Source organism: Paraburkholderia sp. SIMBA_030 (genome assembly GCF_046535245.1).
In the GTDB taxonomy this organism is placed as follows: Bacteria; Pseudomonadota; Gammaproteobacteria; order Burkholderiales; family Burkholderiaceae; genus Paraburkholderia.
This window is the reverse complement of record NZ_JAWRXB010000007.1, coordinates 346,303-360,841: the sequence shown is the minus strand read 5'-3', so window position 1 is coordinate 360,841 and position 14,539 is coordinate 346,303. Positions and strand designations below refer to the sequence as shown.

General features: G+C 59.1%; 15 protein-coding genes. 6 read left to right on the top strand and 9 right to left on the bottom strand.

The genetic code is table 11. The annotated features are described in order from the left end of the window. The first annotated feature begins 683 nt into the window (after positions 1-683). Both SB772_RS14895 and SB772_RS14890 read left to right on the top strand, forming a co-directional pair. Positions 684-1,514 carry an NYN domain-containing protein gene (locus SB772_RS14895; RefSeq protein WP_410833994.1) on the top strand — a complete coding sequence of 277 codons (831 nt, stop codon included), beginning with the start codon at positions 684-686 and terminating at the stop codon, positions 1,512-1,514. Between the two features lie 706 nt (positions 1,515-2,220). After that, positions 2,221-2,928, top strand: a complete 708-nt coding sequence (locus SB772_RS14890; protein WP_410833993.1) for a hypothetical protein — start codon at positions 2,221-2,223, stop codon at positions 2,926-2,928. A 78-nt stretch (positions 2,929-3,006) separates the two neighbouring features. Here the strand turns inward: SB772_RS14890 and SB772_RS14885 are convergent, their stop codons facing one another. Next, the gene (locus SB772_RS14885; RefSeq protein ID WP_410833992.1) at positions 3,007-3,909 is read right to left on the bottom strand and encodes a M28 family peptidase; all 903 of its coding nucleotides are present in this window, start codon (positions 3,907-3,909) and stop codon (positions 3,007-3,009) included. Positions 3,910-4,291: 382 nt separating this feature from the next. Between SB772_RS14885 and SB772_RS14880 the strand changes: the two genes are divergently transcribed. After that, on the top strand, positions 4,292-4,624 hold the full coding sequence (locus SB772_RS14880) for a hypothetical protein (RefSeq protein ID WP_410833991.1): 333 nt from the start codon (positions 4,292-4,294) through the stop codon (positions 4,622-4,624). Positions 4,625-4,754: 130 nt separating this feature from the next. On the opposite strand, the gene SB772_RS14875 is transcribed toward SB772_RS14880, so the two are convergent. From SB772_RS14875 to SB772_RS14865, 3 genes are all read right to left on the bottom strand, one after another. Continuing rightward, positions 4,755-4,937 (bottom strand): hypothetical protein, encoded by a 183-nt coding sequence (locus SB772_RS14875; RefSeq protein ID WP_410833990.1) that lies wholly within the window; start codon positions 4,935-4,937, stop codon positions 4,755-4,757. A gap of 48 nt (positions 4,938-4,985) precedes the next feature. Continuing rightward, entirely contained in the window at positions 4,986-5,219 is a 234-nt protein-coding gene (locus SB772_RS14870; protein ID WP_410833989.1) for a hypothetical protein, read from the bottom strand. 409 nt (positions 5,220-5,628) lie between these two features. Then, complete coding sequence (locus SB772_RS14865) at positions 5,629-6,114, bottom strand: hypothetical protein (protein ID WP_410833988.1); 486 nt, start codon at positions 6,112-6,114, stop codon at positions 5,629-5,631. 215 nt (positions 6,115-6,329) lie between these two features. On the opposite strand from SB772_RS14865, the gene SB772_RS14860 reads away from it, so the two are divergent. From SB772_RS14860 to SB772_RS14850, 3 genes are all read left to right on the top strand, one after another. Continuing rightward, positions 6,330-6,749, top strand: coding sequence for a hypothetical protein (locus tag SB772_RS14860; protein ID WP_410833987.1), 420 nt, complete (start codon positions 6,330-6,332; stop codon positions 6,747-6,749). A 446-nt stretch (positions 6,750-7,195) separates the two neighbouring features. Beyond that, entirely contained in the window at positions 7,196-7,489 is a 294-nt protein-coding gene (locus tag SB772_RS14855) for a DUF6516 family protein (RefSeq protein ID WP_410833986.1), read from the top strand. Next, positions 7,486-7,860, top strand: a complete 375-nt coding sequence (locus tag SB772_RS14850; RefSeq protein ID WP_410833985.1) for an HTH domain-containing protein — start codon at positions 7,486-7,488, stop codon at positions 7,858-7,860. The genes SB772_RS14855 and SB772_RS14850 overlap by 4 nt, the downstream gene beginning before the upstream one ends. A gap of 892 nt (positions 7,861-8,752) precedes the next feature. Here the strand turns inward: SB772_RS14850 and SB772_RS14845 are convergent. The 5 genes from SB772_RS14845 to SB772_RS14825 all read right to left on the bottom strand — a co-directional run bounded on the left by SB772_RS14845 (position 8,753) and on the right by SB772_RS14825 (position 13,663). Next, the gene (locus SB772_RS14845) at positions 8,753-9,808 is read right to left on the bottom strand and encodes a GSU2403 family nucleotidyltransferase fold protein (RefSeq protein ID WP_410833984.1); all 1,056 of its coding nucleotides are present in this window, start codon (positions 9,806-9,808) and stop codon (positions 8,753-8,755) included. Between the two features lie 639 nt (positions 9,809-10,447). Continuing rightward, positions 10,448-10,759, bottom strand: a complete 312-nt coding sequence (locus tag SB772_RS14840; RefSeq protein ID WP_410833983.1) for a hypothetical protein — start codon at positions 10,757-10,759, stop codon at positions 10,448-10,450. Between the two features lie 17 nt (positions 10,760-10,776). Beyond that, positions 10,777-11,001, bottom strand: a complete 225-nt coding sequence (locus tag SB772_RS14835) for a hypothetical protein (RefSeq protein ID WP_410833982.1) — start codon at positions 10,999-11,001, stop codon at positions 10,777-10,779. Between the two features lie 246 nt (positions 11,002-11,247). Further along, positions 11,248-13,221 carry an AAA family ATPase gene (locus tag SB772_RS14830; RefSeq protein ID WP_410833981.1) on the bottom strand — a complete coding sequence of 658 codons (1,974 nt, stop codon included), beginning with the start codon at positions 13,219-13,221 and terminating at the stop codon, positions 11,248-11,250. 82 nt (positions 13,222-13,303) lie between these two features. Continuing rightward, positions 13,304-13,663 carry a hypothetical protein gene (locus SB772_RS14825; RefSeq protein WP_410833980.1) on the bottom strand — a complete coding sequence of 120 codons (360 nt, stop codon included), beginning with the start codon at positions 13,661-13,663 and terminating at the stop codon, positions 13,304-13,306. Positions 13,664-14,539 lie beyond the last annotated feature (876 nt).

Genomic DNA, 14,539 nt, shown 5'->3' with positions numbered 1-14,539 from the left:
CAAACCCTTTGAGGTTCAACGATGTTTTGGTTAAGTTTGGCGGGGGGCCGCGAGCCCGATAAATGTGTTGGTTCGAACCCAGTGAGTTGATTGGGCCCAGCCTCCGGCCATCCCGTTGTAGCGACCACTGAGACGCCCAGACCATGAGCCGACAACAGTCTGGTGCCCGAACATGGGTAACCCTGGAATTGTCATGTACTCCTGGACATTGGCCTGGCACCGACGGTTTTCTGGAGCTCGATGTGAGCCAGGGGCAAGCGCCAGATCAGCGGCGCTCGCCTTGATCCCGATGGGTGACTGGTGCGGATCAGTTCCGCAACCAGACAGATGAGAAACCGGACGCGTCATCATGCTTCGCTGCGCGGGTGTGGCCCAGACCGTTTGCAACGGCGCAAGACAATGCGCCACGGAGAGGATTTACCCCTTTACCTCGGCCTTTCAATGGGTGACATGTTTAATTCGTTCTACGTGAGCGGGCGACGGCAATTGATACGTCTCTAGCAGAACCCCTATGGCACCGTAATCGATATAGAAACCCTCGTATGTGATGAAATGGAAGGTAGCGCGTTGGGCCTGTGCGGCGACGGTAGTTCGATGGCCCGCCACCGCTATGCGGCCTTAAATGAACTTGGCCGCGGTTGCTCTGCTAGCATGCCAGAGATTCAAAACACCGAGGAAACAACTTGGACGCCGATGACAGCGCAAATGGCCGCTCAGTGGCTATCTACTGGGACTTCGAGAATCTCCATGCCGGGCTCGTTGAAGGCAAGTATGGGGAAGGTGCCTATGCCAAACAAGACAACCGTTTCAAACCGCAAGAGCCGCTGGTTGATGTCCAAGCTTTGGTAGAGCTCGGCTCATCCTTTGGGCCCGTCGCGATCAACCGGGCGTACGGCAACTGGCAGTTCTTCGGCCGTTACCGAGATGCGCTGCTGCAAAGTGCCGTAGAACTCATTCAGCTCTTCCCTCCCGGCGCCTCCGCCAAGAACGGCGCCGACATCAAATTGTGCCTGGACGCTACGGAGGACATCAGCCGCTTCAACCATATCGGCACTGTCATCATCATCGGCGGCGACAGCGATTTCATGCCAGTAGCCCAAAAGATCAAGGCCGCCGGTCGCACCCTCATCGGCATTGGCAATCGCAAGAACACCAACAAGCACTGGGCAAAGAGCTGCCACGAGTTCCGGTATTACGACAGCCTGGTAGAGGCGGTCTCCGCAGAAGAAGCGAAACCGGCCGTGGTGGAGGATGCAGATCTGGCAACGCGAGATCCTGCAGCAGAAATACTCCGGCGCGCGATTCGCTTGTTGGTAGAGTCGAAGGGAGACGCTTGGGTCTACAAAGCTAACGTTTTGCCTATGGTCAAACGCCTGGACCCGACCTTTGATCCCAAGGATCATGGCTACACGAGCTTCAGCGAGATGCTCAAGGCATTAGATGCCGTCGTCGAAGTTAGGAAGGGAGAGAAGGATCACCTTCTACGACTGCGCATAGCGGCGCAATCCAACTAGCGCCAGGGTCGCGGCGTGCGGCGCTTCCGCTCGAACAGCTCTGCCTGCATCACGAGGCATCGATACATCAACCGCTTGAGCGCCGCCGTCGATTCCCGACGATCGCATACCAGAATCAGCACCGGGCCGCCCTGATTTCACCTTCTTCGGCACCCGACCCATGTCGAACGTACAGATGCGCTCGGCCCCTTGGCCCTTCGGCAGCAGTCTTGATCGACCCGGGCCAGTTCAAGCGAGCGAGGATGTGCTAATCCACTTCTTAAAGTTGCCTAAGCGATGACTGGGGATCAAGCCCCGTTAGGTAGTGGTCGCCATGGAGCTCGTGGATTTTCTCCAAAAAATGACCGTAGAGGATCGGGTCGCCCGACAGTTGCATATGGACGCCGGACAAGAAGGCCTCGCGATCGCTCCGTAGGCTATCCACTTTTCGCTGGATCGCAGCCTCGATTTCCGAGTCGTTGTGACCAGTCCGCGAAAACACGGGAAGGGGTGCTGGGAAACCGAATTAGTGAGACTGGGGCGCGTTTCGTGAGACTGGATTTACCGAATTAGTGAGACTCCCCGGATGGGGAGCTCATCTTGTGGTGTTCGCCCGTGAGAGCTTTCGTTATGCAGGAAGACCGAACTATGAGACCGGGTCACTCTCGGCGACTGGAAAACCGGAGGGCGCGGAACTGGCCGGGCGCTGGCGGATGGTTGGAGTGCAGTGGTCGGCGGGCCAGCCGACGCGTTGAAGTTAACGCGCCGCCAGCGCACGGTTGATGATTCGCCGCTCTTGAAGGCCACTCCCCGCAGTAACGCCACGCCTTCGCCGGCGGCGATATCCGGACGTAGAGTCGCGATCTATTTCGTCGCGATTGGCTTCGCCTTTATGTTCATCGAAATCGCGTTCATCCAGAAGTTCGTCCTGCTCCTGAGTCACCCGCTCTACGCTGTCGCCGTCGTGCTATGCGCGTTCCTTTCGTTCGCGGGACTCGGAAGCCGGTACACACAGCGCCTGCAGGGCCGCGAGGCGCTCCTCGCCAGCCACGCGCCGCGACCGGGCAGGAATACGAATCGCCCGTCGGTCGCGGCGACGGCCATCGTTGCGATCTCCGCCATCGCGCTCTCCTACCTGTTCGTGCTCCCCGCCCTGTTCCCGCTGCTGATCCCGCTATCCGATCCGGCCAGGATCGTGATCGCCGTGCTGCTCGTCGCGCCACTCGCGTTTGCGATGGGAATGCCCTTTCCGCTGGGACTCAGCCGCGTTGCTGCCGGCGCCGACACGCTCGTGCCGTGGACTTGGGGCGTCAACGCGTGCACTTCCGTAGTGGCTGCGGTTCTGGCGACGGTGCTGGCAATTCATGTCGGCTTTACCGCAGTGGTCCTGATAGCAGTCTTGCTCTATCTTGCCGCGGCGGCTACCTATCCTTGAGCCGGCGCGATCCGGCATGATCCGGTTTGAATTGGCGTGGCTCCACACGGGCCCGCGTGCTCACGAACACGATCACGCTCACCGCACGCCAGGTCCGGCGGGTGTCGGCGCGAGCGACGCGACGCTCCCTGCGAGGCCGCGCGTCACGGCGGCCATGCGGCCATAGTCGAGCGTCGCGGGGACATCGTGCGCGGTATGGTAGTGCGGATTGCGCAGGTAAGCCGTGTCCGTGACCATCACAGCCGGATAGCCTTCTCGCCAAAAGGACGAGTGGTCGCTCAACGCGACGCCCGGCACAAACCACGGCAACGCCGCGCTTTGCAGCGGGAAATCCGACGAGGCCTGAAACGGGTTGGTAAGCCATCTCAGTCGGTGCGCCGAGCGAAGGTTGGAAACGAAGCCGATGAAATTGCCGCATGACGGATAGAAGTAACGCAGCAGCGGCGGATACGCCTGGGTGCCCGGCTCGTCCCGGTAGTAGCCCAGCATCTCGAGCGACAGCATCAGGCGAATGCGATCCCCGCGCAGACGCGCGGCCCTCGCATACCGGAGGGTCCCCATGTCGCCGCGGGAGAAAAACGGCGCTTCCTCGTTAACGAACGCGACGCAGCGCAAGGTGTACCGGGGCGCAAGCGTCTGAAGCAGGAACATCGTCTCGAGCAGCGCGGCGACGCCGCTGGCATTGTCGTCGGCCCCCGGACTGCCGGGCACCGTGTCGTAACGCGCACCAAGTACGATGATTTCGCCAGGCTCAACACTGCCTGGCAGCGCCGCCTCGATGTTCGCGCACTGGACGCCTCGTACCAGATAGTTCTGGCGCGTCACTGCGCAGCCATGTATCGCCCATTGCCGTTCGATATAGTCGGCAGCCGCGTGCAGCGCAGCGGGGTGCAACACGTTGCGCTCGCCGATGTCTCCAGCAAGGACGTTCACATGGCGTTGCAACGCCGCAGCCAGGTCGGACACACTCGCAGTCTGCATACGACTTCCCCCGCACACGTCGTGATCGACTCGAAGCTGGACCCGTTGCAGCCGGGTGGTTCGGTGCGTGTCGCCGCGGGAAAGGCACGGATCCCCGCTCGCCCGCCCACGGTCACGATTACGGTCACGGTAAAAGCGTCCTGTCGCGGCTCGATGGTTTCAGCCTAGCCGTCAGCCGCGAGAATTCAAGGCGCAATGCGTCCGCGAATCCGGACTGGCAACGGTTCACAACCGAGACTTATGACGGGTATTCTGGCTGACGAAAACTCCCGCCCACCGTCACACGGAAGCGCTCAATTCAAGTTTCGCTTCCGCGAGCGTCCGGTGCCGCCCATGAATGAGCCCATGCCTATATCACGCAATGATTAAGGGAGCCGATTCGATGCCTGAACAAATTACCAAGTATCCAGACGTGACGCTCCGGGTGCTGAAAGGCGCGGGTGCCGTGTGCGGTGAAGGAGCCGCCCAGAAGATCCTGACACAATGTCCTGCTGCGCGGTTCTGCGCGCTACCGACCGGCGAGATCTGTGTCTATGGAATCGACGAGATCGCGAATATGACACAAATCAACGCGTGCGAAATCGCCGCAGTCGTTACCCCGAAGTGCCAATCCGATGCAATGCCGCTACTGGCGACGTGGTGGGCAGAAGGTGTCATTCTTGGGACCGGCTTACTGGCGGGCTTTGTCTTCGGGAAGTACATGAAAAAGCGGTAGGCCATCGAACGCGAACCGAATTCGCCGACATCGACCAGACCAATCCTGAAATTCGAGCCTTCCGTTATCTCGCCGATTCTTGAAGAGTGGCCGCAGAAAATCGAATCTGCCCTATTGTCGAACAACCCTTCTAGGTGCCTTTTGGCGACAGCGATCCGCCGTGGTTGGCGTCGCCGAAGGCACATTGTTCGACAACTGTCGTGGACCGTTGCCGATAGTCGTTGCCGCTGCCGTATTGAGAGCAGCCAGCCCCGGCGGCGACGGGTAAGATCTTGTCACCGCCGAGGGCGGTGAATTTGAGTTCCGCATTCACTGCGCCATCGGCGTGGGATATGATCTCGCCGCTGCGTTAAACAGGCTGCTACGCGGTCTGGGCTAGTTCAAAAGGTGAGCGCGGCAGGGGTTCGCCATCCACGAATGCGGTGGCACTGCGCACTGCAAACGCGAACGCGCATTCCTGACTCACGAACTCTCCGAGATTCCCAAGTGAAGTAGCTTCACCGTCTTCCGCCAAGATCGATGCACGCGCTACAAAGGCTTTGCCATGCTTCGTGACGCAAGGCTGAATTGCAGCGCCGTGATGATAAAGAACCATCGCAACTCCTCTCATTGATGTTCGCGAAATCGGCGATAGCATTTTAGTGTTCCATTTTCTTCAAGGGAAAATGTTACCTTTCCTCGCAGGACGCATAAGTAATACTTAAGGGCCACGCGGTCTGGCGGGGTAACCGCAGGTCCATTGTTTTGGGCCGATGTTCGAAGTCCGTGTGCGAGCAGGGGCCAGTGGCGATCGGCAGCACACGACCCTCTTCGGTCATACGCGGCTGCGCTAGCACGACGGTCGCTTCCAAGGCACAGCGGCCATCCGTGCTGTCGCGTCGGCTGCGTCTTACTCGGCGGCTACTGCGGCCATCTGCACCCAGTCGCGTCCCGCGCTTGACGAATGGCCGCTTAAAGCGGCCCCCAAGACCGCAGCCGACTCGTTTCAGTCTGTCATGCCGCCCTCAATGCGTAGTTTGTGAACCGACAACGGAGCAATTCTGACAAACGCGCTGATCTGGGAAAAGACTATTTAACTGCCCTAATTCGGGCTGTCGTCGATTGCGCATGATCGCAGCCCACGGAGGGATAGTGTGCCGTGTATTGTTCACTACAGGCGTCGGATAGCGCTGCGGGTCCCCTTGGTCAAGACGCTGTAGTAGAAAGTTGGCGCCTGTAGAACTTGAGCCAATCATGTCGCCGTGGTTGTTCAAGTCCGTGATAAGACGCAGGTCTTGCCCCACAGGAAGATTGACGACCAGATCCGCCAAATTCAAGCGGACGCCGGGTCGCGGCACGATGTAACTGATGTGTGAACCGGATATTAGCGTAATGACGATCAGCTTGTTGTCATTGAAGAGCAAGCGATTGCTTGAGTCGGTCTCAACAAAGGCGGTATAAAAGACGCCGTTGCGCCCCCATACCCCGATGCGCTCATGGTAAGGCTGCAAGGTGAACGAGTAGCCGAGAACATCACCGGCCTGGTTGATAGCCTCGCCCCAGGCGAGCGTTTCAGTTGGATCCCCCGGAAACGGATCGAGGATCGTCGCGTTGCCGTTGCGTGGATCGAAACGGAAGCCCCGAGCTCCATTAAACGAACTAGGGCCCTCGGTTCCCTCAATGATTTCGTTATTGTTTATGCACCTGCAAGATCCAATAAACGACGATGGATGATCCTGACACCGGCTTTGCGAAGCTGAAGCTGCTGAGCATCGGGACGATCTATCACGCCCGACTAGAGGCGCTCGTGCCTTCCCGCTATACGGATGAGGAACTGGCCATCAAAGTGATGGCGGACTACGACGCGGTAGTCGGCCAAGAAATCGAAGTCTCCAAGATCTCAGGCTACGACGAAGACGACAATTCCCACGACATCCTGCTGACCCCGCCCGCCAAAGTGCGCGTGTTGCAAACTGATCGCTCAAATATCGTACGTTGGTGCGACGAGTGGGTGGATCCGTGTTGGGACGTGGAAGTCGTTGAGCGCCACCCGCAGCTCGATCATATCCGGTCTCTTTGGGTCTATGGCCGTCGTATCATCCGGACGGCGGGACCGAGCCCAGCGATCTTGCGCCGGCTGGCGTAAGCGAAGCCTCAGATACTGCTGCGTAACCGGTATTTGGAAATCGAAATGTAGCCCGGAACCCTCCTTGGGGTTTCGGGCTTTTTTCTTGTCCCCGCCCTTTCGTGATGTTCCGTGGTTATTGCGTCGGATTGGACACCGTTGGGAAGCGGTTTGCTTGTCGCCGCGGAAGCCCTCCATGTAGAATCCGCGACTGAGCCGTTCACTCGGCAGCATCAAATTTCAAATCAGCCTCGGCCTCGCGCCGGCGGCGCCATGAAAGTCCTCTCCCCGACGATCCGGCCAGCGCACCCGCCGCTGCCCCGATCGCCGCTCGATCTCCCGTTTTCTAAACGCCGTCACTGACGGCATGACACGTGGAGAATCAACATGAACCAAAAAATCGACGAAGCTGGGAAACTGCCAGCAATACGGTCGTCGCACGGCAATCAGGCGTGATATAATTCATCATGTCTGACAAGAAGACCGCCGACGAACGCCACGTGATCACGAAACGCCGGGGCAACGGCGAACTGCGACGCGAGGTGTGGGTCGATAAGGAGGGCCGGGTAACGCGTTACAACCTTGCCTACATCAATCACATCTATCAAGGCGACAACGGCAGGGTGATCGGCTACGACAATGCGCATGGGTTCCACCATCGGCACTTCTTCGGCAACATCGAACCGGTGGATTTTGTGAGCTTCGAGGAAATTGAGGACGCGTTTGCACGCGATTGGAACGCCCTGAGGAGCAAATCATGAAAAAGGTGCACGTTGGAACTGGCTCGGAGGCAGAGTTTTTTGCGCGAGGCAAACGCATAGCGCGTGCAGCCGATCGCGGAGAAGCCATTCCCGAGACCCGTATCATTACCTTCGAGGATCCTGCTGACGTAGCGCAGCTACTGACGCAGGCTCGTATCGGGGTGTTCCGTTCGGTGAAGGCTGAACCGGCGTCAATCACGGCTATCGCCACACGTCTGCATCGCGACCGGAGCGCGGTCAAGCGTGATGTGGATGCGCTTTGCGAGGCCGGGCTTGTTGCTGTCGAAGCGGTGCCAAATGCTGGACACGGAATGCACAAAATCGTCCGGGCAGTAGCTGCGCGGGTCGATCTTCGTGTGTCGATCGACTGACGCGGCATTAACCGAAAACTAGGTCCGCTGTGCGCCTCGCACGGGGCGTCAGCGGCTATCTCCGTTAGCGTGCGCGATACGACGTCGGTAGCGCCGCAAAGAAGCTTTCCCGTCCACTCAGCGCCTCGGAACACGTTGAAATGCAGGGCTGTTAACTTGTCTTCATCCGTGTTAACTTCAAAGTCCCGTCACGACACAAGAGAACGATGATTTTTGGTGGCGTATTTTCGGAACTGGGTGACCGTCGCAAGGCGCGGGGAAAGCGCTATGGACTCGAACCGCTGCTGTGCGCGGTCGTACTTGGCCATGCTGACGGGCGCGAACTCGCTCAGGAAGACCGAGGCGTTTATCGACGAGCGCCTGGAGCAGCTGAATCGCCTGCTCGGTACGAACTGGCGCAAGGCGCCAAGCTGGGTGGGAATCAGACGGTTGTCTCACAGTGAGACAGGCCTCCAGGATCATGCCGTTGATTTAACGGAGGAAGTTGGATTCCGCCACGCAACGAATTCCGCAAGTTGCGCGCTCGCACTCCAAAACACCCGGTTACCGCCCGTCCAGAGGAATCACGCATTGTCACTGGTGACGTGCGTCATCCAGCTCAGCCGGAGGGATTTACTCGATACTCCTGTGCGCTTTGGAGTTGCAATAAAAATGGTCCTCTGCCACCCCGTGGGCAATGCGATAAAAAGGTTTGCACAAGGCCGACACCCCTGCCATCGTTGAAGTGTTAGTGGGACGACCATTGGACCGGCAACTATCGTCTCCATTGATTGGGAAGTCGGCGGTAAGGTTTAACGTGCGCTGCCAGTGCTACCGCGGGGACGCCCGCCCTGCCCTGCCGCATCGTTACCGACCTGCCAGCGGAAGGACAGCAGCGGCCTGCCGTGTTCACTCAGGCCGATAACGCTTCCGTTATCTCGTTCCACGCGGCCGGATGGGGATTCAGCAAAGGCTCCAGAACCTTCAAGGCCCGCGTGGTACGGCGCCGTGCGCTCTTCGGCAACGCAGCGCAAGCGTCTTCAATGCTGCCCGGATGATGCTCGCCAAGGCATGCCAGAAGGACTGCCGCCTGCTGTACGTCTTTCAGAACCTTTGTGCTCGCATGATCACGCAGCTGCGAGACCAGCAGTTTGTGTATTGCGAAGCGATTCGCATCGGGAACTCGCACGGGGACGGCCCCGTGCCGCGAAAGAAGGGTGCCTGTCTGCGACGTACCCAACAGGTACGCCAGATACGGTAGTCCAACGGCGTGGGCTTTCAACTCAGGCACTGGCCGGATCGGGAAGCTTTCATCGGGCGACGGGACCAGCAGGTCGACGTGAAAGCGCGAGATGCCGGCTTCCTTGAAGGATGTCGCTGGCGCGGCTCTCTGGAGTTGGGGTACTTCAACAAAGCGAATACCGGTTTGTTGCAGGATCTCGAGGATGCCGCCGGCCGGAATATCGACCAAGGCCAGCTGTTCTCGCCGCGCAATGTCGATATCGTCAGTGTGATAGCTCGCGGCTCGAATGCCGAGTCGGTTGAGAATCACGCCGTAAGCGTGAGAACCAATCAGCATGCCACCGGCATTGAACACACCGTAATTGAACAAAGACCCGACGGTTGCATAGGTTTTTGCGTCGGCCATGCTGAAGTTGAGCTTGGCCAACTCGCGAATCGTCTTGATGAGCGCTTTCACTTCAGCGATGCGGTTGGTCATCTGCTCAACCAGGGCTTCAGCTTCCTGCGAGCCCACCGGCCCTGCGAGGTAGGTCTGCCTTTGTTTGCCATCGCCATCCAGAAACTGGCGGGCATAGTAATAGGCTTCGCCCCGCTTATGCTGAACGATGGTCCCGGGTGCTCCGACAAACACCTTTTCCTGCGCCTCGGCTGCCCGCTCGACGTCCGCATAGAGCGCGTGAAAAGCCGTCTCGTGCAGCTGGTATAGAAGTCCGGCCCTTACGATCATTTGTCAGTAATTTTTTATGAATTACTGACAAATGATATACCCCGATTACCTGGTTTTCAATGAGAGCCACCTTCAGGAAGCAGTAGTATCAGTACTATTTAATAAACTACTGATAACGTCATCGCTATTCCTGCTGCACTGGCGCCAGCGCGCGAAGTCGATGCGATCTGCGAACTCGATGCCGAGTTGCCGGACAGCGGGGCGGCATGCGCGCTATACAACATCCGGTGGACGCCGCAACGGGACCCATTCGGCGTGATGCGCCCGATGATCTTAAAGCCCTGCGGAAACTGTCGTCACTCGAGTTCTTCCCCTCGAGCTTCCGGCAGGAAGAAAAAACGATCACCGCCGCGGGCGCAGAGAAGCCCGCTGTCGCTCCGAGCGCGGCACCGACATTGTGGCCCTTCGACATCGGTCGGACGAGCACGGGCGCAAGCGCGCCCGTCGCACGGCAAGTGTTGTATATAAGACCTTGAGCGGTAGCGCGGACGCTTGCTGGAAACAGTTCGGCAAAGATCGGTGGTACCAGTGATCCAAGCCACCGACCTCCGCAGCGTTTGGAGACGCAGGAAGCTTCGCCTGAAGGCGAGGGGGTCCACAAGAGCTTTCGTCCTCGCCGCAACATGATCGTCTCGCTCGTCACTGCAGCCACATGATCGCGTTTGTCGAGATGCCATCTCCCAGGGCGTTAATGAGGTCGCGTCTTGAATCGAATTCCATGAACCAGCCCAAGACGTCGCCATGAGCGTCGCGCGGGAACAGACACACCGCCCAGTGGGCCGGGTCGCGTACGATCCCGTCCATACCGTCGCCGCCCTGGGGAGCGCTGACGAGGTACAGACCATCTACTTCGATGAACGCACCGGAGGGCAGCTTCCCGTTCTCCGGAACCGACAGATACTCGAGACGGCTGATTCGCATGGTGCCCGATTTATGGAAACCAAATACCATTTCGCACGTGTCCGTGTTCAAGACTGCGCCACCCTGTGTTCAGAGTGCGGAAATTGCAACCGGATCCTGATGCCATCGAACTCGAACAGGTAACGTGCATCCCGATCGAGGTCGATGATTTCCGACTCGAGAAGCGCTTCGAGATCGCGGGCTACCATCATCCTGCCACGCTTCAGACGCATGGCAATCGCCTCCGCCGTCATCGGTCCTTCGTCGTGCAGCAGCAGCCGGATCATCTCCATGCGTTTCGCAGTAGTGGTCCTCAGCACCCCTCTGGCTCCTCGAAGAATATGAATGTTGAATCGGGGTGTTGACCGTCGAGGATTGCGTCCATACGCTCTTGCATGGCGTCAAACGAAGTGGTCTCGAGGTTAAGAAGTCGCATGGTCATTCCTTCTCTATAGGGAGATGTGCGGCACTGGTGGCGCACATCGTGACGATATCGCGCCAACTCTGGATTGCAAGGCGACACGCTTCCGGTACTGTCTTCAGCCCAGCGCGAACCTGCTGCGCAACGCGGTACGCACATCCTCCGCGGTGATCACCGCAGTGCCTTCGCGTAGATGCCGCACGGCTGCGGCGTCAATGGTTCGCTGCAACACTGCGTCAGCATCCGCAATCGAATGGCCTTTCAGACCGGCGACAGCGCAGTCCATCGTGTGGCGTGAGACGGCGAACACGTCGCCGGCCATGACCCTGAAACGCATGCGGACGTAGGACGTCAGGGCTTCATGCTCTGGTACCGAGAACGCGACCTTCTCTTCAAGTCGCCCGCCACGAAGCACAGCCAGGTCGAGCGCGTCCTGATGGTTCGTGGCGCAGATGTACAGAACGTCCGGCAGCCGCCCGTCCGCACCGCCCAGTGTCGTCAGCACTTTGTTCGTGACCGGGGCGACGCCTGACATACGGCGCTCGCCCAGCACATCGTCCGCCTCGTCGATGAAGACGATCGCTGGCCGGAGGTCCTTCGCGTTCCTGACGAGCCCGTCCCACGCGGAGGGGTTCGCGAGCAGTTCGGCTCCCGTCGTCTTCAGGAACGCGTACCCACTGGCTTTAGCGAGCGCCATGGCCGCCTGTGTCTTGCCAGTACCCGGCGGCCCGTAGAACAGCACGCCGCGCGGCAGGCTGCCGCCGAGCCGCTCGAGGCCGTCGGCGTGTCGCAGCCTGAAGGCGAGATCATGCAGATCGTTGCGCGAGACATCAGGCATGATGATTTCGTCGATCGACTTCACGTTTTCAGGAAGCCTGCCTTTCGAGCCCTGTAGGCGTCGCATCGCACGCATCGCAACATCGAAGCTCAGGCTGCCTTCGCCGATGGCGCCCTCACGACGCATGTCAGCCAGCTCGCGCCCGACCGATGCGAGGCGTGCGGCGCTGAATCCCTCCCAGCGCGCTGCGAGATTTGCGAGCATCGGTGCGGTGAGCGCATGGAAACCCATTGCTTCGCCTACCGAGCGACGGAGTATGGCCTTGCGGGCTTCGAGATCTGGCGGAGGCGCTTCAACCTTGAAGTCAAACCGGCCTTCGCGAATCGCCGCGCTATCCAGTGCGGCGACGTTGTTTGTCGCGGCGACCAGGACGATTCGCGTGCCGCGCAGGCGTACGATCTCAGTGAGCATCACATTCGTGAGGTCCCGGTCCATGTGGTGTGTTCCGTCCCCGCCGCGGGGTTTGACGTAGCTATCGAATTCATCGATGAAGAAGACCCCGTGGCCGAGCATCAGCGCCTGGGCGAATGCAGCCTTGACCTTCGCCGGCGTCTCATTGATCCACTTGCTTGCGACTGAACCGTAGTCGAGCGCGAAAAATGGCACGCCCAGTTCGCCGGCGAGCGCCTCGGCAAACATGGTCTTGCCGTTGCCGGGCTCCCCGAACAGGAGGATGCCGTTGCGCGCGCGCTCTGGATTTCCGATAACTTCGCGTGCGGCACCCAGCAATCTCGCTTTCGTCTCAGCCATCCCGACGATCTGGGAGAAATCGAAACGCGGTTGCGCGACGAGTTCGTCAAAACTGTAGGCAGGTTCAGCGGCACGAACCGGATCAGGGACGGACGCAGGCGCTGCTGGCTGCGACGGCCGCGTCGGTGACGCTGCTCCGGGAAAGACAGCCTGGAAGTAACTTTCTCGCCGGGCGTCGGAGACGTTTGCCCTGCGGGTTGACGGCGAGAGCGGGTGGGCCCGTCGGTACCAGACGCCTGCCACCAGCGCGAGCACCAGACACCCGGCAAACGCCGTCAGCCAGGGGCGATCCAGATAGACAAGAGATTGAAGAACCGCCAGCCCGAGCATGAAGAGGGCGATGCGCCGAACGAAGTGATATCTGTGATACAGGAACCAGAACAGCGCCGCCAGCGCGACGGTGACGCCCAGTATCAGGGGCCGGTTTCTGGCATGCATCAGCTTCCCTGATGCGAGTTCATGCAGGATCGCGTGTGCCCAGCCATACAGCGCTGTCGCAAGCACGAAATGCAGGACAAATCCGGATACAGAACGGACGAGGTGTCTCATGGTTGCTCCTGGTAAAGGTGGAAAGGACGTCGGATGGTCAGCGCAGCCACGGCTGCAGGAATTCCTCGCACGCCTCGTGGATGATCCTGCGCACGACCTCTTCCCACTCGTGCCGGGTGCAATACATCGTGAACAGCATCTCGATGCCAAATATCGTCGCACCGGTCCTGATTATCGACATCAGGGCCGACACGGTTCCGTATGCGGCGGAGCCGAAGAGCAACTGCAACTGGCCTGCTTCCCACACCGCTGCGAAGCACGGGATCAGCACCGTCAGGTACGGAGCAGCCAGGCCGATCGCGCCCAGGGTGTTCAACAGCCAGTGGAAATACCACGGGATTTCTGCGTAAGCTGGGTCAACGAAGTTCAGACGGGACTGAGGACCATTGCTCTGCATGAAATTTCTCCTTGATGAATGGGACAGGTGGTTCGTTCAGATGCGAAGAACACAGACCCATCGTCGCGCACGAAAAGACGGATGCAAGTCGACGAATCAGGACGCGCAGGAACGGCTCTGTGGATGGACGACCGCGAAAGGCGCACGGCGAGCGGATATTGGAGATGGAGATGCGACGTGCACACGCGAAGGATCGCGGCGCGGATGACGCAGAAGGGAAACTCGGGAGGAGACGGGCGGAAGGAATCGTGAGGCGAGCCGCCCACACCGTCTCGGGCGTGGGCGTAAAGCGGATGGCAGACTACATCTTATTTTCTACTACGCAGCCATCGCGCGACGACGACCAACGGCTGGACGTAATCAAGGAATATGGCAAGACATTCTGTCCAGAAGACGTGCCAGTAGGATCGAAGGTTTTTCATGTGTGTTTCCTCGCTTGAGTTGGTGAGAATCATTGCGTCGTGCGACAGCTAACTGGTTGTCCGTCGCACGTCTTCTCACAGCGCTCGAGACAATCGCGCTGCACCGCGTCCGACGCTGACAGTGCGGGAGGGGAATGCGCGATCCATAGGCATATGGCGACGATGCCACTGCTCAACGTCGCCGTCGCGATAGCTAGCAATAGAAGGCCGATATTGCCGTTGTCGTATGGAAAGAGATATTCAGTTAGTTTCCTCAAAACGTTCATTCGGACTCCATTTTCTTGAGTGTGAAAGTGAGACTGTTACGCGACGGAAGAAACAGATAACCGACGCAATGCCAGTCTCTCTTCTGAATAACCGAACGCAAACGTCGCGAGTGCGTGTCGCTGAAAGCCTGATTTCAGATCAGCAAAGCACTCGGCCTGGAAAAATTAACTTACTTTTTGCGGCTGCG

Bases quoted from the DNA above. Each gene is read 5' to 3' on its own strand.
- SB772_RS14885 (WP_410833992.1), bottom strand. From the start codon at position 3,909: ATGCAGACTGCGAGTGTGTCCGACCTGGCTGCGGCGTTGCAACGCCAT.
- SB772_RS14880 (WP_410833991.1), top strand. From the start codon at position 4,292: ATGCCTGAACAAATTACCAAGTATCCAGACGTGACGCTCCGGGTGCTG.
- SB772_RS14870 (WP_410833989.1), bottom strand. From the start codon at position 5,219: ATGGTTCTTTATCATCACGGCGCTGCAATTCAGCCTTGCGTCACGAAG.
- SB772_RS14860 (WP_410833987.1), top strand. From the start codon at position 6,330: ATGGATGATCCTGACACCGGCTTTGCGAAGCTGAAGCTGCTGAGCATC.
- SB772_RS14855 (WP_410833986.1), top strand. From the start codon at position 7,196: ATGTCTGACAAGAAGACCGCCGACGAACGCCACGTGATCACGAAACGC.
- SB772_RS14850 (WP_410833985.1), top strand. From the start codon at position 7,486: ATGAAAAAGGTGCACGTTGGAACTGGCTCGGAGGCAGAGTTTTTTGCG.
- SB772_RS14845 (WP_410833984.1), bottom strand. From the start codon at position 9,808: ATGATCGTAAGGGCCGGACTTCTATACCAGCTGCACGAGACGGCTTTT.
- SB772_RS14840 (WP_410833983.1), bottom strand. From the start codon at position 10,759: ATGGTATTTGGTTTCCATAAATCGGGCACCATGCGAATCAGCCGTCTC.
- SB772_RS14835 (WP_410833982.1), bottom strand. From the start codon at position 11,001: ATGGAGATGATCCGGCTGCTGCTGCACGACGAAGGACCGATGACGGCG.
- SB772_RS14825 (WP_410833980.1), bottom strand. From the start codon at position 13,663: ATGCAGAGCAATGGTCCTCAGTCCCGTCTGAACTTCGTTGACCCAGCT.